General features: G+C 43.0%; 14 protein-coding genes and 3 tRNA genes. 10 read left to right on the top strand and 7 right to left on the bottom strand.

From position 1 onward, the window contains the following. Positions 1-38: 38 nt before the first annotated feature. The 5 genes from GVX98_RS08375 to pyrC all read right to left on the bottom strand — a co-directional run bounded on the left by GVX98_RS08375 (position 39) and on the right by pyrC (position 3,907). Positions 39-114, bottom strand: a tRNA-Glu gene (locus GVX98_RS08375). Positions 115-289: 175 nt separating this feature from the next. Beyond that, on the bottom strand, positions 290-1,720 hold the full coding sequence (locus GVX98_RS08370; RefSeq protein WP_159127794.1) for an amino acid permease: 1,431 nt from the start codon (positions 1,718-1,720) through the stop codon (positions 290-292). 412 nt (positions 1,721-2,132) lie between these two features. Next, positions 2,133-2,208 (bottom strand) — tRNA-Glu (locus GVX98_RS08365). Between the two features lie 20 nt (positions 2,209-2,228). Continuing rightward, positions 2,229-2,888 (bottom strand): ribonuclease T, encoded by a 660-nt coding sequence (gene rnt, locus GVX98_RS08360; protein WP_005399764.1) that lies wholly within the window; start codon positions 2,886-2,888, stop codon positions 2,229-2,231. Next, positions 2,873-3,907, bottom strand: a complete 1,035-nt coding sequence (pyrC, locus tag GVX98_RS08355) for a dihydroorotase (RefSeq protein ID WP_010326368.1) — start codon at positions 3,905-3,907, stop codon at positions 2,873-2,875. The genes rnt and pyrC overlap by 16 nt, the downstream gene beginning before the upstream one ends. Positions 3,908-4,058: 151 nt before the next feature. Here pyrC and GVX98_RS08350 point away from each other — a divergent pair, with 151 nt between their 5' ends. After that, positions 4,059-5,321, top strand: coding sequence for a diguanylate cyclase (locus tag GVX98_RS08350; protein ID WP_159127793.1), 1,263 nt, complete (start codon positions 4,059-4,061; stop codon positions 5,319-5,321). A gap of 54 nt (positions 5,322-5,375) precedes the next feature. On the opposite strand, the gene argG is transcribed toward GVX98_RS08350, so the two are convergent. Then, the gene (gene argG, locus GVX98_RS08345) at positions 5,376-6,719 is read right to left on the bottom strand and encodes an argininosuccinate synthase (protein WP_004694013.1); all 1,344 of its coding nucleotides are present in this window, start codon (positions 6,717-6,719) and stop codon (positions 5,376-5,378) included. A gap of 625 nt (positions 6,720-7,344) precedes the next feature. On the opposite strand from argG, the gene lldP reads away from it, so the two are divergent. From lldP to GVX98_RS08310, 7 genes are all read left to right on the top strand, one after another. After that, complete coding sequence (lldP, locus tag GVX98_RS08340; RefSeq protein WP_171503310.1) at positions 7,345-9,012, top strand: L-lactate permease; 1,668 nt, start codon at positions 7,345-7,347, stop codon at positions 9,010-9,012. 32 nt (positions 9,013-9,044) lie between these two features. Continuing rightward, a complete protein-coding gene (gene lldR / locus GVX98_RS08335; protein ID WP_004694009.1) occupies positions 9,045-9,788 on the top strand; it encodes a transcriptional regulator LldR in 744 nt (247 codons plus the stop codon). A gap of 2 nt (positions 9,789-9,790) precedes the next feature. Beyond that, positions 9,791-10,945 (top strand): FMN-dependent L-lactate dehydrogenase LldD, encoded by a 1,155-nt coding sequence (gene lldD, locus GVX98_RS08330; protein ID WP_159127791.1) that lies wholly within the window; start codon positions 9,791-9,793, stop codon positions 10,943-10,945. 283 nt (positions 10,946-11,228) lie between these two features. Next, on the top strand, positions 11,229-12,926 hold the full coding sequence (gene dld / locus GVX98_RS08325) for a D-lactate dehydrogenase (RefSeq protein WP_159127790.1): 1,698 nt from the start codon (positions 11,229-11,231) through the stop codon (positions 12,924-12,926). A gap of 189 nt (positions 12,927-13,115) precedes the next feature. Continuing rightward, on the top strand, positions 13,116-15,152 hold the full coding sequence (locus tag GVX98_RS08320) for an NADPH-dependent 2,4-dienoyl-CoA reductase (protein WP_004980744.1): 2,037 nt from the start codon (positions 13,116-13,118) through the stop codon (positions 15,150-15,152). A gap of 87 nt (positions 15,153-15,239) precedes the next feature. Then, positions 15,240-15,330, top strand: a tRNA-Ser gene (locus tag GVX98_RS08315). Positions 15,331-15,851: 521 nt separating this feature from the next. Beyond that, positions 15,852-16,319 carry a surface-adhesin E family protein gene (locus GVX98_RS08310; protein WP_004980743.1) on the top strand — a complete coding sequence of 156 codons (468 nt, stop codon included), beginning with the start codon at positions 15,852-15,854 and terminating at the stop codon, positions 16,317-16,319. An 18-nt stretch (positions 16,320-16,337) separates the two neighbouring features. Here GVX98_RS08310 and GVX98_RS08305 read toward each other — a convergent pair whose 3' ends face one another. Further along, positions 16,338-17,219, bottom strand: coding sequence for a LysR family transcriptional regulator (locus tag GVX98_RS08305; protein WP_159127789.1), 882 nt, complete (start codon positions 17,217-17,219; stop codon positions 16,338-16,340). Between the two features lie 169 nt (positions 17,220-17,388). On the opposite strand from GVX98_RS08305, the gene GVX98_RS08300 reads away from it, so the two are divergent. After that, positions 17,389-18,906, top strand: coding sequence for a CoA-acylating methylmalonate-semialdehyde dehydrogenase (locus tag GVX98_RS08300; protein ID WP_159127788.1), 1,518 nt, complete (start codon positions 17,389-17,391; stop codon positions 18,904-18,906). 11 nt (positions 18,907-18,917) lie between these two features. Then, a complete protein-coding gene (mmsB, locus tag GVX98_RS08295) occupies positions 18,918-19,808 on the top strand; it encodes a 3-hydroxyisobutyrate dehydrogenase (protein WP_159127787.1) in 891 nt (296 codons plus the stop codon). Positions 19,809-19,853 lie beyond the last annotated feature (45 nt).

Raw genomic sequence — 19,853 nt, 5'->3', positions numbered from 1 at the left:
TAATTATGAATAAGTGTTGATCGGATAAGATCAAGATATGGCGTCCCTACGGGGATTCGAACCCCGGTTACCGCCGTGAAAGGGCGATGTCCTAGGCCTCTAGACGATAGGGACGTTGCGAGGTGATGCGTATATTAAGGATTAAAGGCCTATTTGTCAAAAGGGTTTTTGCTCTGTGATGGTTGAAAGTTCAAACATTAGGCAAAACAAGTAATTAAATTGAATGAATTTTTTATTGCTGCAAAAGTGAGCCCAAAAAATAAGCTTGTGCTCACTTTGCTGAAGGTACTTAGTTTTTATTATGATAGAGCCAATAGTAACTGGCATAGCAAGCCGCCATAAAGAGTAAGCAGCCAATAAAACCTGAAAGCATTTCAGGGTCAGCCGCCATACTTAAGCCTGTTGCTGTACAGCAGATAAAGCCTAGGATCGGAACCAACGGATACCAAGGGGTACGGAATTTCAGCTCCGATAAAGCCCGACCTTGCTTTAACCATTGGCGACGAAAGTTAAACTGACTCCAGCAAATACTCATCCAGACAATCACCATGGTAAAAGCTGCAATACCCATTAAGTTCTTAAAAATGACATCTGCACCAAATTGCTCAGAGAGCAAGCCCGGCAAGCCACCGATCATGGTGACCCAAATGGCAATATAAGGCACCCCAGATTTACTCACTTTAGCAAAGAGCTTGGGCAATTGGTTTTGTGAGGACAGGGCCCACATCATGCGTGATGCAGCATATAAGCCTGAGTTCGCGGTTGATAATAATGCCGTGATAATCACAAAGCGAATAAAGTCTTCGGCATAGGGAATGCCCATTTGGGTGAATACAGTCACAAATGGACTGCTGCTTAAGCCGCCATGTCCACCTACTTGCAAACCTGTGTTGCTATAGCTGAGCAGTGAACTGATGACAATGATAGTACCAACAAAGAAAATAATCAGGCGCCAAACCGCGGCATGAATGGCTTTGGGTACATTTTTTTCTGGGTTTTCAGTTTCACCTGCGGCAATGCCAATCATTTCTGTGCCATTAAAAGCGAAATTCACAATTAATAAGGTGGTAAACAAAGGAATAAGGCCATTTGGTAGCCAGCCTTGTGCGGTTAAGTTGTTAAATAAGGGTGCAGATTCATATCCCTGAAAAGGGATAACACCAAAAATACAAGCAAAGCCTAAAAGAATGAAAATGAGTACAGTCGCGACTTTAATCATGGAGAGCCAAAACTCAGACTCTGCAAAAGCTCGGGTTGAGCTAAGGTTTGAAATCAGGACGCCACTGGCAAAGATCAGGGTCCATAACCAGATCGACGTTTGTGGGAACCATTCCTGTACCAAAATGGCTGCTGCGGTAAATTCGGTACCGAGTGTTGCCGACCAACCGAGCCAATACATCCACGACACCATATAACCTGTGCCAGGGCCAATATAACGTGTTGCAAAGGCTCCAAATGAACCAGAAACAGGTAAATGTACTGCAAGCTCCCCGAGGCAAAGCATGACCATATATGCGATCAACCCGCCAATAATATAAGCCAGCACAGCACCGAGAGGACCTGCTTGAGAAATAACCTCGCCTGAGCCCATGAACAGGCCTGTGCCAATGGCACCACCAAGCGATAACATGATCAGGTGGCGCGTGCTCATGGCACGTTTTAATGAGGTATTTTGCGGTGAATCAGTTGAAGACTGCGGAGGCGGCGTTGCAGATTGCATAGAAAATCAAACAATGGGCTTAAAGTGATATTCTAGTTTTTAATAAGATGAAAAATCACGTGAATTGAAATTTTCTGATGAACTATATTTATTAATTTAAAAACCAAATGCTTAAAGGCTATCTTTTAGTGGTCAGGTGTTGGATAAGAAGGGCTGTTCTCAGCACTTGAGTGTATTTCTTGTGCAACAGGGTCTTGTTTGGTGTTATTGGACCCTTGTTGAACAAACCATAGATAAAAAATAGAAGGCGATAGAATCAATAAAAAGATTAAAAATTTCTTAAGCACAACAATCAACCTTGAAAAACACGAAGCATCGTATAGCGAGTGCATGGTTAAAATTGAAATGAAATATCGGTGGTCAATCAGAACCGATTAAATGAAAAGTGGTGTTTTCTAGAAATAGAATAAGATGGCGTCCCTACGGGGATTCGAACCCCGTTTACCGCCGTGAAAGGGCGATGTCCTAGGCCTCTAGACGATAGGGACGTTGCGAGGATGGCGGTATCTTATTGATCCGCCACCAGAGTGTCAAGTAGGTGTGGCGCGAGTTTGTTCAAAATATAACAGAACAGTTCAGCGGTTTTTTGAGTGTCGTATAAAGCCGAGTGGGCCTCTCTACCATCGAACTCAATCCCTGCTTGAATACATGACTTCGCAAGAACGGTTTGACCAAACATCACAGCACTTAAGGTGACGGTGTCAAATACAGAAAAACTGTGAAATGGGTTTTGATTTTTAGTCCCTGTACGTGCAATAGCTGCTTGTACAAAGCCTAAATCAAAGTGGGCGTTATGACCGACCAAGACCGCATGTGTACAGTTCTGTTGGCGACGGACTTCATTGACGGCTTTAAAAATACGTTTTAATGCTGTTTTTTCGTCTTCAGCCATAGCCATGCGCATCGGGTTAAAGGGATCAATACCAATAAAGTCTAATGAGCGACGGTCTAGATTTGCACCTTCGAATGGGTTGATATGCGCATGATGTGCAGGACCCGGTACAAATTGACCTTCTTCATTATAAATAATCGGAATTGCGGCAATTTCCAATAAGGCATCGGTCTGTGCATTAAAACCTGCTGTTTCGACATCGACAACAACAGGTAGAAAACCACGGAAACGCTGACCAATTATTGGCAATGTTTCATTTGTCACACTTTTCTCCATTGAATGGTTTTACCCGCATACAGCGGAATAATTTGTTCACCATCCAAATAGTCTAAACTCTCAGGGATGACTTGGTCTTCTTTTACCAGTGTAATTGTAGAAGTATTGCGCGGTAGACCGTAGAAATCTGCACCAAAGTGGCTGGCAAAACCTTCAAGGCGTTCAAGTTTACCCACTTGATCGAAGGCTTGAGCATAAAGTTCAATTGCCGTTGGTGCGCTGTAGCAACCTGCACATCCACATGCATTTTCTTTGGCATTTTTAGAGTGTGGTGCACTGTCTGTGCCTAAGAAAAACTTAGGGTTGGCACTGGTCGCAACTTCGAGCAAAGTTTGCTGATGCGTTTGACGTTTTAAAATGGGTAAACAATAGAAATGCGGTTTAATACCACCAACCAACATGTCATTACGGTTAAACAGTAAATGCTGTGGAGTAATGGTTGCAGCCACATTGCGGTCTTGCTCTAAAACAAAGTTGGCCGCTTCGCTGGTCGTAATGTGTTCTAAAACCAATTTCAGTTTTGGAAATTGTTTTAGCAACGGAGAAAGAACTTCGTCTAAGAAGCGTTTTTCACGATCGAAAATATCGACATGATTGTGTGTGACTTCACCATGCAGCAGTAATGGAACCTGATGTTCTTCAAGTTGCTCAATAACGGCATAGACTTTACGAATGTCGCTTACACCATTATCTGAGTTGGTGGTCGCGCCAGCAGGGTAGAGTTTAATGGCATTTACAAACTCAGAATTTTTAATTTTCTTGACTTCTTCAGGCGAAGTTGTGTCAGTAAAATACAATACCATGCGTGGGTCGAAGGCATTGCCTTCTGGTACATGCGCCATGATGCGTTCACGGTACGCATTCGCTTCCTCAACCGTTTTAACTGGCGGTACGGTATTTGGCATACAAATAGCGCGTGAAAACTGTTGGGCTAAATCGGGAACCGTACGTTGTAATGCAAGACCATCACGAAGGTGAGCGTGCCAATCATCTGGCTGGAGAATCGTAATCGTATTCAAGGCGATTTCTGTCAAAGAAATAAAACAGATGATAATGCATATGCGCCAAAAATGGTAATGACAAATAAAGGCATCTTGTCTGATTATTATGATTTATCTTTGTAATTTTGTGTTATTTTTAGGCAACTACAAGAATTAAATCTGGTCTGGTATGGAATATAAATACAACCTCGCCAAACTTCAGTACGATAAAGAAAAAATGGAAGAGCTGATTACACGACACAACCGTCGTATTGGTCAGGTTTTTCCTCAGAAATTAGAACAAGAGTTTTGGCGATTAAACTTAGAGCGCGCGCGTCGCAATATTAATGACTTTCTGTGGTCTGGTGTTTTGGCTTATTTTATTTTCGCCATTTTGACGATTCCGGGGGATTACTGGATTATTGAACAGTCTCATTTTAAACAAGATTTTATTCATTGCTTGCTGGGGCTGCTAAATGGAGCAGTTTGTCTTTTATTCCTTTATATTTTTTCACATTTTACCAAGCTGAAGCCTTTTTTTGCGTATGCTGCCATGTTTGCTGTGTTTTGGGCTGTGGTCTCGACGACTTGGTTGACCATGTCGGTGCATACCGAAGCTTTGCGTCATCAAGCGATGATGATCATTTGCATGATTTATGTCTTGGGGTATTTGCTGACTGGGGTAAAACCAGGATATGTTTTTATGACTGGTATGGCAGCCGCTGGGGTTTCATTTTTAGTCCTGATTTCAACGCTGGTCAAGTTTGATGCGATCGTGATGGGGCGTGTAATGTTTGGTAGCTGTTTGCTGGGTTTTATCATCAGTCGTATGATTTACGCCCGCGAGCGCATCATTTTTTTAAATATTCGTCGCGCTAAAATTAGTGAAAAAATTCATCGAATACATACCTCAGAATTGCTGCATTTAAGTCAGAATGATGAGCTGACCAAGATCTCAAATCGGCGTAATTTTGACGAAATGATGGATACCTATTATGAGCAATCACGTCAGGATGAAACACCCTTGTCGATTTTGTTTATCGATGTTGATTTTTTCAAAAAATATAACGACTGTTATGGTCACCAAAAGGGCGATGATGTGATTTCATCGATTGCAAAATCTATTAAAAATGCGATTCGGCATATGGATTTTGTGGCGCGTTATGGCGGCGAAGAATTTGTGGTGTTATTGCCAGAAACTGATGCACATGGCGCTTATGCGGTTGCTTCAAATATTTACCGAGCGATTGAGCGTTTGGAAATTCCACATGAAATGTCCGAAGTGTCTGCATTTGTCACCATTAGCTTAGGGATTACGGTCTTTAAAGGTGAGGTGGATTTGAGCAAAGTCGAGTTGTTGGGTATCGCAGATCAGGCTTTATACCGCGCCAAGCAATTGGGGCGTAATCAGATTTATTATCAGCCTTTAACCACATCGACTTGCATCGAATAAATCGCTGAAATAAAAAAACCGCTCATAAGAGCGGTTTTTTGACATTCAATAAACTTATTTGTTTTTGTCTTTTAACTGAGGAACAGCAGAACCAGTACCGACTGCTAGCAAACCAGTATTGGTATAAATACCAAGTTTCGCACGAGTATCTGTGATATCCAAGTTACGCATAGTTAACTGACCAATACGGTCCATTGGCGTAAACATTGAATCACCTTTCTCCATCGTCAAACGCTCAGCTTCATAAGTGAGGTTTTCAGACTCTGTGTTCATGATGGTGTAGTCATTACCACGACGAAGTTCTAAAGTCACAGTACCTGTGATGGCTTTCGCAACCCAACGTTGTGCGGTTTCACGAAGCATTAATGCTTGAGAGTCGAACCAGCGACCTTGGTAAAGCAAACGACCTAAACGTAGACCGTTAATACGGTACTGTTCAATCGTGTCTTCGTTATGAATACCAGTCACCAAGCGCTCATAAGCAATATGTAGAAGTGCCATACCTGGTGCTTCATAAATACCGCGAGATTTTGCTTCAATAATACGGTTTTCGATTTGGTCAGACATACCTAGACCATGACGACCACCAATACGGTTAGCTTCAAGAATGAACTCAACAGGGTCTTCGATACGTTGACCATTGATAGCAACAGGGAAGCCTTCTTCAAAAGTAATCGATACTTCTTCTGCTTTAACTTCTACGTCGTCTTTCCAGAATGCAACGCCCATGATTGGGTCAACAATTTTGATCCCTGCATTGAGGTATTCAAGATCTTTTGCTTCGTGGGTCGCACCCAACATGTTTGAGTCAGTTGAATACGCTTTTTCTTTTGACATTTTGTAGTCAAAGCCGTTGTCGATCAAGAATTGCGACATTTCAGCACGGCCACCTAATTCATCAATAAACGTTTGGTCTAACCAAGGCTTATAGATTTTAAGTGCAGGGTTGGTCAACAAACCATAACGGTAGAAACGTTCAATATCGTTTCCTTTATATGTTGAACCATCACCCCAGATGTTGACATCATCTTCTTTCATTGCGGTAACAAGCATAGTCCCTGTTACTGCACGCCCCAATGGCGTCGTGTTGAAATAAGGTACACCACCAGTTGAAATGTGGAACGCACCACATTGAATCGCAGCAATACCTTCAAGTGCAAGCTGTAAACGGCAGTCAACTAAGCGAGCTTTTACTGCGCCATACGCTTCCGCTTTTTTGGGAATCGCATCGTAGTCGTCTTCATCAGGCTGACCTAAGTTTGCTGTATAAGCATAAGGTTCTGCGCCTTTTTGTTTCATCCACAGAAGTGCAGCTGAAGTATCTAGACCACCAGAGAAGGCAATACCAACTTTTTTGCCAACTGGGACATTCTGCAAGATAGTTGCATTATCAGTCATTGTTAATCCTAACGATATAAATATAGGCACCGAGAATGGGTGGCCTGAAAGAATACATATGTCCGCGATTGTAGCACTTTTCCAAATGGTTTTTCTAAAAAATCATAGGGCTTTAAAAATATTAAAGCTCATGTGCATATCGATACTGTTAAAAAATTCTGGATAAAATCGGTTTCTATATTGTGTGCTCAATTTTTGTCTTTTTAGAAAATGTTTAAGCTGTAAATTAATCAGAAAAGAGGTGAAATTAGTTCGGGTTTAAATTGGTATTACCAATATTGTGTGATTTTTCCATTTTTTGAGTATTAAGCTAGATTTAAGTTGGGTGATTATTTTTTATATTATTAGACTAAAGTCTAGAGTTGGCATTATTTTAATAAAAATATCATTAAAAACAATGATATTAATTTGATTGAAATATGATCTAGTTTATAAAGGCATCCAATATTGGTCATACCAATATTAACTTTTAATTGAAGTTTTACTTCATTTTAAATCAAAATAAGCCAAGTATAAGTCATTATTGGTTTGTTTCTCTTTACGGTTGCTTATATTGGTCTGTCCAATATTGGCAAAAGTGCCAATAATATGCTCAAAATTAAATCTTAGTAAGCATTTCAAGGAGATGACAATGCTTCAATGGCAGCAAATGTATGACCCGATGGGGAATACTTGGATTTCAAGTCTAATAGCACTGATTCCGATTATCTTCTTCTTTTTGGCGCTCGCGGTATTTCGTTTAAAAGGCAGTGTGGCAGGTACGATCACCGTAGTACTTGCACTTCTTGTCTCTTTATTTGCCTATAAGATGCCTGTGCTGATGGCATTCGCATCGATGGCTTATGGTTTCCTCTACGGTTTATGGCCGATTGCATGGATCATTATTGGTGCGGTGTTCCTGTATAAAATTTCAGTGAAGACAGGCCAGTTCGACATCATTCGTTCTTCTATTCTCTCAATTACTGAAGATCAGCGTTTACAAATGCTGTTGGTAGGTTTTGCTTTCGGTACCTTCTTAGAGGGTGCGGCAGGCTTTGGTGCTCCTGTGGCGATTACCGCAGCATTATTAGTCGGTTTAGGCTTTAAACCGTTATATGCAGCAGGTCTGTGTCTAATCGTAAACACAGCACCTGTGGCTTTTGGTGCAATGGGTATTCCAATTATTGTTGCTGGACAAGTCTCTGGTGTCGATACGATGGAAATCAGCCAAATGGTGGGCCGTCAGCTACCATTTATGGTACCAATCGTGTTGTTCTGGATTATGGCGATTATGGACGGCTGGCGCGGGGTTAAAGAAACATGGCCAGCAGTTGTGGTGGGTGCAAGTAGCTTTGCAATTGCGCAATACTTAACTTCTAACTTTGTTGGTCCAGAATTACCCGATATTACGGCTGCAATTGCATCCCTGATTTCTTTAACAATTTTGTTTAAATACTGGCAGCCGAAGCACATTTTCCGTTTTGCAGATCAAGACGCAACGATGAGTGAAGATGTGGCTGCACAAAAACAGCAAAAATACACTGTAGGACAAATTGCAAAAGCATGGTCTCCATTCGCGATTTTAACTGTGATGGTGACGATCTGGAGTGTGAAACCGTTTAAGGATTTATTTGCCAAAGACGGTGCATTGCATGATCTCGTGATTTCAATCAAAGTACCATTTTTGCATCAAATGATTCAAAAAATGCCGCCTGTGGTTGCTGAAATTAAAGACTATGACGCGATTTACAAGTTTGATTGGATCTCGGCGACAGGAACTGCGATCTTTATTGCAGCATTGATCACCATTGCCTATTTGAAGATGAAACCGAAAGATGCTGTGGTAACTTTTGGTGAAACCCTGAATGAATTGAAAGTTCCCATTTATTCAATTGGTATGGTGTTGTCTTTTGCTTTTATCGCAAACTATTCGGGTATGTCTTCAACCTTGGCTTTGGCCCTTGCACATACAGGTTCGGCATTTACGTTCTTCTCGCCTTTCTTGGGTTGGTTGGGTGTATTCCTCACGGGTTCAGATACCTCTGCCAATGCACTGTTTTCAGCACTTCAGGCTACTACAGCTCAGCAAATTGGTGTGCCAGAAGTTTTACTGGTGGCAGCCAATACCAGTGGTGGTGTGACCGGTAAGATGATTTCACCTCAATCGATTGCGATTGCGTGTGCGGCGGTAGGACTGGTTGGTAAAGAGTCTGATTTATTCCGTTTTACCTTAAAACACAGTATAACGTTCACAATTATGATGGGTATTATGATTACTCTACAAGCCTATGTGTTCCCATGGATGATTCCATAACACAAATTGTGTATCAACGTTAAGGAAAGCAGATGAAAGTCTCCGATAAAGCTGTACAAAGCCTGCGTGTATTGATTGAACAAAGCAATATGCAAGTTGGAGACCGTCTGCCTGCTGAAAGAAAACTGTGTGAACAGCTTCAAGTCTCTCGCTCTTCTTTAAGAGAGGCCATTTCGCAGTTGACCAGCATGGGTATGTTGGTCAGCAAAGTGGGGGCGGGGACTTTTTTAAAACAATTACCAGCAACTTGGTCCAGTTATCAAATCGTACAACCGATTAGTAATTTGATGAGTGAGGATCCTGCCTACCGATTTGATGTGCAAGAGGCGCGCATTATTTTAGAAGGTGGAACAACTTGGTATGCAGCACAACGCGCAACCCAAGAAGATCTGGTGAACATCCGACATCATTATGATCAGATTAACCATTTTCAGGCTTTGGGAAATGATGACGAGGCGGCTCGCGCAGATGCGAAATTTCATTTAGCGATTGCTGAAGCATCTCATAATTTGGTTTTGATTCAGATGATGCGTGGTTTGTTTGATTTGTTGCAGTTCAACGTCGCTTTGGGACGCCGAAAAGTCTATAGCGAAGCACACCGTTTTGATCAATTGCATGATCAGCACTTTCAAGTCATGAATGCAATTGAACGTCGTGATCCAGAAGCTGCACGTAAGGCAGTCTGTGGACACATTGAGTTTGTAGTACAACAGGTGCGAATGATTGATGAAGAAGAAGCTCGTCGTCAGCGCGCCAGTCGATTAAACAGGATATAAGCATGATTATTTCTTCTGCCAATGACTACCGTGAAGCGGCACGACGTCGTTTACCGCCATTTTTATTCCATTACATCGATGGTGGTGCGTATGCAGAATATACCCTGAAGCGTAATGTAGAAGATTTATCAAAAATTGCTTTGCGCCAGCGTGTACTGAACGACATGTCACAGTTAAGTTTAGAGACCAAACTGTTTGATGAAACTTTGTCGATGCCTGTTGCATTATCTCCTGTCGGTTTAACAGGCATGTATGCACGCCGCGGCGAAGTTCAAGCTGCGGTCGCTGCAGATAAAAAGGGTATTCCATTTACACTGTCTACCGTTTCAGTATGTCCAATTGAGGAAGTGGCACCGGCGATTCAGCGTCCAATGTGGTTCCAGCTCTATGTACTACGTGACCGTGGTTTTATGAAAAATGCCTTGGAACGTGCTAAAGCGGCAGGCTGTTCAACCTTGGTGTTTACCGTGGATATGCCTGTTCCGGGCGCGCGTTACCGTGATGCCCACTCGGGTATGAGTGGCCCAAATGCTGCAATGCGTCGTTATATGCAGTCATGTTTCCACCCACATTGGGCGTGGAATGTCGGCATGATGGGACGTCCGCATGACTTGGGCAATATTTCCAAATACTTAGGTAAGCCTACAGGTCTAGAAGATTATATTGGTTGGTTAGGTTCTAACTTCGATCCGTCTATTTCGTGGAAAGACCTTGAGTGGATTCGTGAGTTTTGGGATGGGCCAATGGTCATTAAAGGAATTCTGGACCCTGAAGACGCCAAAGATGCAGTGCGTTTCGGTGCAGATGGGATTGTGGTTTCAAACCATGGTGGTCGTCAGCTCGATGGTGTTTTATCTTCTGCACGTGCCTTGCCGCCGATTGCCGATGCAGTGAAGGGTGATATTAAAATCCTCGCGGATTCGGGTATTCGTAATGGTTTAGACGTGGTACGTATGCTGGCGTTGGGTGCGGACACGTGTATGCTCGGTCGTGCTTTTGTTTACGCATTAGGTGCTGCGGGTGGAGCGGGCGTTTCAAATCTTTTAGAGTTGATTGATAAAGAAATGCGTGTGGCAATGACTTTAACAGGTGCAAAAACCATTGCTGATATTACGTCTGACTGTTTAGTGAAGTTAGAACGAGAGTTGGCTGAGTAAAACTCTCTAATAAAAGCGAATGAATATAAAGAAGCATCCTTTGCCTCATTTTGAATTAAAAAATTTAAGTTCAATTGCGTAGGCGATACCTTACTTTTCAAAGATGAAAAGTAACAAAAAATCTTTTGTTGGGCGGGGGTACGTCCTATACCCCCGCCCAACGCCGGCATCCATGCCGCCACACGACATCGAATACCGTGATTAATACGCTTAAAAAATGAATGTGTTATTTCATAATCTAGCTTTATTGAAAAGCTCAAAAAATTAATGGGCAGGATATAAAATGCAATCCAATTTAGACGCACCGCAAACTATTCAAAAACTCATCACCATTGTTGGTAAACAACACGTTTTAACTGACGATAAAGACACACGTTTATACCGCCAAGGCCGTCGTTATGGTGCGGGGAAAGTACTGGCTGTTGTTGCACCAGGGTCATTACTGGAACAGTGGCAAGTACTACAAGCGGCTGTTGATGCAGATTGTATTGTGATTATGCAAGCAGCCAATACAGGTTTGACCGGTGGTTCAACGCCTTTTGGCGATGACTATGACCGTCCTGTGGTTCTGATCAGCACGCGTCGTTTGATTGGCATTCAGGTCATTAATGACGGTCAACAAGTGATTTGTCTACCTGGTGCAACACTAGATCGACTTGAAAAAGAATTGGTGCCATTTAATCGGGAGCCACACTCGGTGATTGGTTCATCGTGTATTGGAGCTTCAGTTTTAGGTGGCGTCTGTAATAACTCAGGCGGTGCTTTGGTGCGCCGTGGTCCCGCTTATACTGAGCTGGCATTGTATGCCCGTGTCAATGATGATGGTCAGTTAGAGTTGGTGAATCATCTAGGGGTAAATCTCGGAGAAACACCTGAAGAAATTCTAAGCAAGCTTGAAACGAAAAATTATCAAATCGGCGATATTATCAATAACTCAGGCTGCTGCGCATCGGACCATCGTTATGGACATGATGTTAAACAAGTTGATGAAAATACGCCTGCACGTTTTAATGCCAATCCGTCTCGTTTATATGAAGCATCGGGTTCGGCAGGTAAAGTGTGTGTTTTTGCCGTACGTTTGGATACCTTTGAAAAAATTCCAAGTCAGGTATTTTACGTCGGTACAAACTCACATGATGATTTGACTGAAATCCGCCGTTTTTTACTAAAAGATTTGCCGCGATTGCCGATTGCAGGGGAATATATCCACCGCGTGGCTTATGATATTGGGGCAGAGTACGGTAAAGATACCTTCATGTTCATTGAAAAACTCGGCACAGCCAAAGTACCTGCTGCATTTGCAATGAAAGATAAGGTCGATGCGTACTTAGAAAAATTTGGTATGAAAGGACTGTCAGATAAAGTCCTGCAATTGATCACCAAATTTTTGCCTAATCATTTACCGAAACGGATGAATGCTTTCCGTGATATATATGAACATCACTTGGTTATTCGGGTTGAAAATCAAGATGTCGAGCAAGTTGAAAGCTTTTTAAGACATTATTTCCAAGATAAAAGCTCAGGTGATTTTTTCCACTGTAGCGAGGAAGAAGGACGTAAAGCATTTTTACATCGCTTTGCCGTTGCAGGTGCAGCAATTCGCTATCGGGATACGCACCGTTCAGAAGTTGAAGATATTGTGGCTCTGGATATCGCATTGCGTCGTAATGATCGCGAGTGGGTGGAAACCTTACCCAAAGAGATGGATGATCTGATTGTTCATAAACTCTATTATGGTCACTTTTTATGTCATGTGTTTCATCAGGACTATATTGTGAAAAAGGGCGTGGATCCCTTGGCGATGGAACACCAAATGTGGTATTTACTGGATGCGCGTGGGGCTGAATACCCAGCCGAGCATAATGTCGGACATTTATATGTAGCAAAACCTGCACTACGAACGCATTATGAAAAGCTTGATCCAACCAATAGTTTTAATGTGGGCATTGGTCAAACCAGTAAGCTGAAGCATTGGCAGTAAAGGGCTTTGGTCTAAAAAACTAAACCAGTGAGGGCAACGTCACTGGTTTTTTTATTGTCGTATGTTTTTGAGAGTTCAGTCGGATTGACCGTAGATGCCAAGAATTTTTTATAAATTGTCATCCCAATAATTTAAAAAACAGCTAAAGTAGTATGCAACAAGTTGCAAAGCCAAAGATAAGGATTCATGATGACAACCAATAGCTATGCACATATTTTAAAACCTTTACATTTGGGTTTTACCACCATTAAAAACCGTGTGGTGATGGGCTCCATGCATACGGGCTTGGAAGATCGTTTTTATAATTATCTAAAATTGGCAGCATACTTCGGTGAGCGTGCTAAAGGCGGTGTTGGTCTGATCATTACAGGCGGGATTTCTCCAAATCGTCAAGGTTGGCTCCTTCCTGCGGGTGGAACGATGAATACGCTGGGGGATATTGCTCCGCATCGTTTAGTGACACATGCAGTACATAAACATGGCGCAAAAATTTTAATGCAAATTTTGCATGCTGGACGTTATGGCTACCAACCTTTTGTGGTTTCTGCCAGCCCAATCAAGTCACCGATTTCGCCATTTAAACCGCGTCAAATGTCTGAAAAGCAAATTTTGAATACCATTGATGACTATGTTAACTGTGCCAGTCTTGCCAAAAAGGCGGGCTATGATGGTGTAGAAATTATGGGTTCAGAAGGTTATTTACTGAATCAATTCTTAAGCCGTCATGTGAACCAACGTAAAGACCGTTGGGGTGGGCCGATTGAAAACCGTATGCGTTTTGCGGTCGAAATCGTCAAAGGGATACGTGCACAAGTCGGTGAGAAATTTATTATTTGCTTCCGTTTGTCATTGCTGGATTTGGTGCATGATGGCAATACCATGCAAGAAGTAATTACTATTGCGCAAGCACTAGAAAAAGCAGGCATTACCTTGTTGAATACAGGGATTGGCTGGCATGAAGCACGTATTCCAACCATTGTGACTTCTGTGCCACGTGCAGCTTTTGTTGATTATACAGCGGAAGTGAAAAAGCATGTGGCTGTGCCAGTGATTGCTTCAAATCGTATTAATATGCCAGACACGGCAGAAGAGATTTTGGCATCGGGCAAAGCTGATATGGTGCAAATGGCGCGTCCGTTATTGGCTGATGCTTTTTGGGTGAATAAAACAGCAACCAATCGTGTTGATGAAATCAATACGTGTATCGCTTGTAACCAAGCATGCTTAGATCATACTTTTAAAAACCAACGTGCTACTTGTTTAGTCAACCCGCGTGCGGCGTTTGAAACTGAGTTGGTTTATTTGAAAGCGAAACAACCGAAACGAGTTGCGGTTGTGGGTGGTGGTGTTGCAGGTATGTCGGCAGCGACAGTTGCAGCCAGTCGTGGACACCAAGTGACATTGTTTGAAGCAAGTCATGAAGTGGGTGGACAGTTCAATTTGGCAAAAGTTGTACCCGGTAAAGAAGAGTTTCATGAGACCATTCGTTATTTCAAAGTACAGATTGAAAAAACTGGCGTCGACTTACGTTTAAACACCAAGGTGAATCGCGAGCAGCTTGAGCGTGAAGGCTTTGAAGAAATTATTATTGCAACAGGTGTTGTGCCACGCGCATTACGTATCGAAGGGAGTGATTCACCGCAAGTTTTGTCTTATGCAGAAGTGTTACGCGGCGCACCTGTCGGTCGAAAAGTTGCGGTGATTGGTGCTGGAGGGATTGGTTTTGATGTGTCTGAGTATTTATTGAAACCTGAGCATCAACCTCAGCCACAACCACTTGCAGATTGGCAACGTGAATGGGGTGTAGATCCAAACCCGAATTATGTTTCTGAAGGAGGCACGCAGGCCGCAGAAGTTCATCCGCCTGTTCGTGAGATTTATTTATTACAACGTAAAACCTCTGCACTTGGAGCAGGTTTGGGAAAAACTTCGGGCTGGGTACACCGTGCACAGTTGAAAAAGCATGCAGTACGTATGTTACGTGGGGTTCAGTACAAAGCTGTGACTGATGAAGGGCTTTGGGTCGATATGGCAGGACAAGATCAATTGCTCCGTGTTGATACTATCGTTGTGTGTGCAGGACAGGAGTCCGTGAAGGATCTGATGCCAAGTGCTGAGCAAAATATGTTAGCGAATTATCACATTATTGGTGGTGCTAAATTGGCAGCTGAGCTAGATGCGAAGCGTGCGATTCGTGAAGGTGCCGAAATCGCCTCGAAATTATAAGCTTTTGATGAAACAATATGCAGTTGGTTGCTTTGACGGTAAGTTTTACTTGTCATCAAAACAAAAGCTCCGTATGATGGCGCACATGGAAGCGTGGCAGAGCGGTTTAATGCACCGGTCTTGAAAACCGACGAGGGCTTATACCCCTCCGTGAGTTCGAATCTCACCGCTTCCGCCAAATTTGAAAAGCCCTCTGTAGTTACAGGGGGCTTTTTTTAATTATACTTACATCATCACGCATACATTAAGTAATGAATTTGAAAAGAAAAAATGATGCTGAAAATAGAAAAATATTTAATAATTTTTTTTTAGAAATAGATTGTTCTATCGTGAATAACGCAATAAAAATCGAGAGTTGAATGTAGTTATTTTACTCATTATCGATAATATCTTGCTGTCTCATTTTATTAAAACAGCGTTATAAAATACCTTGTATATTTTATGCCTAGAAGATCATTTCTTCGAAATACAATTTGATTTTTCAGCAGACAAATACGATCTGCTATATGTGTGTGCAAAAAAAGCCACAAAGTCGATATAGAATGATAGTTAGTTGTAATTAAGCGCGGATATATGTGTTGAAATTCACTTTTTAAAATCAATTAAATAGATATATTTCAGTATGTTAGTTTGGTTTTTAATGTGCTTTATCTAAGGGAGTCGCTATAATCTTGCCCGTCTATCTTGGGGGATAGTGATGTGTTAAGTCGTATTTTATTGGGTTTTCTTTGTGTATTGTGGGGAGGATCTGCGTTTGCCGAATGGACGTTTGTGAATGCCAATTATGATCGCTCACAATATGTTTATGTCGATTTTGATCGAGTTAGAATGCTTGATACGAGTCGTAATGAAGTTGAGTATTGGGTCAAATATCTCATTAAGAGTGACAAAGAAAAAGACGGCTTGGAGTTAGGGGATTACTCACTCGCACTATACAGGGTTGGCTGTGACAATGAAGTCTATAGTATTCATTCATCTGCCAATTTTAAAAAAAATGGCTCGTTACTCAGTAGTCAAGACTATGCAACAAGTCAGACTCGACCGCTGATTCCCAATACTGCTGTGGATTATACCGCCGAGATGGTTTGCCACGTTTTACCACAACGCCAAAAAGTCGATCGTTTGGAACAACTGGCTCGACGCATTGCGACGGGAGAATATAAATAAGAACCTACTGTAGATGATTTAATCCATCAGCATGCCTTGTTTTAAGTCGGCTTGTTTACGCAAATAATCCCAGACCAATTTAATCCGTGGCTCGTGTTGTAGGTCGACAAAAGTCAGCATCCAAAAGGTATGTGTGAAGCGTACCTGTTCGGGCAATACTTGTTCTAAGTCGGGTTGGTCATGGGCTAGAAATTGCGGCAAAATGGCCAATCCAGCTCCTGCATTGACTGCGATTTGTTGGGCCAAAATACTGCTACTGCGAAAATTTGCCGTCAAAGGAATGGGTAGCCGTTCTAAGCAATACAGCTCCGAACTATAAATCAGATCATCAATATAATTGACAAAGCGATGGGTCGCTAAATCTTCCATCCGCTGAATAGGCGGATGCTGTGCCAGATAGCGCTTGCTGCCATAAATTTTTAAACAGTAATCGGTCAGTCGGGTAATGATGTAGGGACCTGATTTTGGACGGTCAATTGAAATCACAATATCCGCTTCACGATGCGACAGCTTCATCATCTTCGGTACAGGAATCAGATCGATCGTGAGCAGTGGAAATTTCAATGACAGTTCGGCCAATAACTGGGTTAAAAACGCTGTGCCGAAACCCTCAGGTGCGCCAATTCGCACACGACCTTCAAGAGGCTGTTGTGGTTTCTGAATTTGCAAAAAGGCCTGTTCCATTTGCTCTACGCGCGGAACCAGAGCCATGCCATCGACGGTGAGTTCATAGCCTGTGGCTTCACGTTTAAACAGTGGTGTGCCTAAAGCAACTTCTAAAGACTGTACCCGCCGTGCCACAGTACTGTGCTCGACGCCAATAATCCGTGCTGCATTGGTCAGGGTTTTAGCGCGTGCCAAGACCAAAAAAAACTGCAGATGATCCCAATCTACTTTCATTTTTTATTTTCCACATCCTGTGCAAAATTGCACAACCATCGTGCACCAATCTGCATTGGTGGTCAAAGTTTTCTTTGCTAGTCTGAGTTGAAACGCAGAAATTGAATATACGTTTTAAGTCGTATGTTTCAACAGTAACACAATAAAAATGAATGCCTATGGAGAGGTTATGAATACGGTTTCTAAAATCCAAATCACCACAGCTAAATTATTGATTAACGGTGAGTTTGTCGAGTCTAAAACCCAGAAATGGCAAGACATTATCAACCCTGCAACCCAAGAAGTGGTTGGTTTAGTCCCTTTTGCAACGCCTGAGGAAATCCAAGCTGCGATTAGCTCAGCAAAAGCGGCATTTGCCAGCTGGAGAGAAACCCCGATTCAAGCGCGTATGCGCATTATGCTGAAACTACAGCAACTGATTCGTGACAATGCCAAGAAAATTGCACAGGTACTCACAGCAGAACAAGGTAAAACTTTGGCCGACGCTGAAGGTGATATTCAGCGTGGTTTGGAAGTGGTGGAACATGCGTGTTCAATTGGCACTTTGCAAATGGGCGAATATACCGAAGGTGTGGCACGTGGCGTAGATACCTATACCTTGCAACAACCTTTAGGTGTATGTGCAGGCATTACGCCATTTAACTTCCCTGCGATGATTCCTTTGTGGATGTTCCCAATGGCAATCGTCTGCGGTAATACCTTTGTTTTGAAGCCATCTGAACAAGATCCGCTCTCCACCATGATGTTGGTCGAGTTGGCAATCGAAGCAGGTATTCCCGCAGGCGTACTGAATGTGGTGCATGGTGGCAAAGAGGTGGTCGATGCCCTGTGTACGCATCAAGACATTAAAGCCATTTCTTTTGTGGGCTCAACTGCGGTTGGTACGCATGTCTATAACTTGGCAGGTCAACATGGCAAGCGTGTGCAATCCATGATGGGTGCGAAAAACCATGTGGTCGTGATGCCCGATGCCAATAAAGAACAAACCTTAAATGCCATGGTCGGTGCAGCCTTTGGTGCGGCAGGGCAACGTTGCATGGCGCTTTCAGTTGCAGTCATGGTCGGTGACAGTAAACACTGGATCAATGAATTGGTTGCAAAAGCGAAGACCTTGAGTGTGAATGCGGGACATGAGCCGAATACGGACATTGGCCCTGTGATTTCACCACGTGCCAAAGCCCGTGTGATTGATCTGATTAACAGTGGTGTAGAACAAGGCGCTGAACTGCTGCTGGATGGTCGTGATATTCAAGTCAAAGGCTATGAAAATGGCAATTTTGTTGGGGCAACGGTGTTTAACCATGTCACGACGGATATGCGTATTTATAAAGAAGAAATCTTTGGTCCTGTACTGACGATTCTCTGTGTGGATACGTTGGATGAAGCGATTGAGCTGGTCAATGCCAATCCATTTGGGAATGGCGTGGGCTTATTTACCCAAAGCGGCGCCGTGGCACGGACTTTCCAAAACCGTATTGATATTGGTCAAGTGGGCATCAATATTCCAATTCCAGTCCCTGTGCCATTCTTTAGCTTTACAGGTTCGCGTGGCTCAAAGCTCGGTGATTTAGGCCCTTATGGCAAACAAGCGGTTCAGTTCTATACACAAACCAAAACCATCACCAGCCGTTGGTTTGAAGACAGCCAAGAAGCAGGGGAAGTCAATACCACCATCAGTTTACGCTAAGGAGTAGCGAGATGAAGATAGCTTTCATTGGTTTAGGGAATATGGGCGGTTCGATGGCACAGAACCTGCTCAAAGCAGGGCAAACGGTGTTGGGCTATGATCTGAGTGAAAAAGCCTTACAACAGTTTGCTGAAAGTGGCGGTGTGGTGTGCGATAGCCCGCATGCTGCGGCTGAGCAGGCAGATGTGGTGATTAGTATGCTACCTGCGGCCAAGCATGTACGTGACGTGTATTTGGGTGAAATGGGGATTCTGGCAGTGATGCGGGCAGGTAGTCTGTGTATTGACTCTAGTACCATCGATCCGCAAACCATTAAAGATGTTGCTGCTGAGGGCTTGAAGCATCAGGTCCAAGTCTGCGATGCGCCCGTTTCTGGCGGCACCATTGGCGCCAAAGCAGGCACTTTGACCTTTATGGTCGGTGCCGATGATGCGACCTATGAGCAAGTGAAGCCCATTCTTAGTTTGATGGGAAAAAACACCGTGCACTGCGGTGCGGTCGGTGCAGGGCAAATTGCGAAGATTTGCAATAACATGATTTTGGGCATTTCCATGGCTGCCGTGGCAGAAGGTATGGCACTGGGGAGCCGATTGGGGATTGATACACATGCGCTGGCAGGGGTGATCAATAGTTCAAGTGGTCGTTGCTGGAGTTCTGAAATCTGTAATCCTTGGCCAGACATTAGTCCAAATGCGCCCGCAGGGCGTGGTTATACCGACGGTTTTGCCTCGCAACTCATGTTAAAAGATTTAGGTTTGGCCATTGAAGCGGCAGGCCAAGTCAAGCAACCTGTACTACTTGGTGGTTTGGCACAGCAGTTGTATCAACAATTGTGTTTGCAAGGCAATGCACATTTAGATTTTTCCAGCATTATCCAGCAATACTTACCCCGAGAAAATTGATTTAAAAGAAATGAAAGGGTGCAATGAGTGCACTCGATAAAAAAC

It is taken from the genome of Acinetobacter sp. 8I-beige (assembly GCF_902505955.1).
Taxonomy (GTDB): domain Bacteria; phylum Pseudomonadota; class Gammaproteobacteria; order Pseudomonadales; family Moraxellaceae; genus Acinetobacter; species Acinetobacter johnsonii.
Note: the sequence above shows the minus strand (reverse complement) of the source record. Positions and strands in the feature narration are given on the sequence as shown.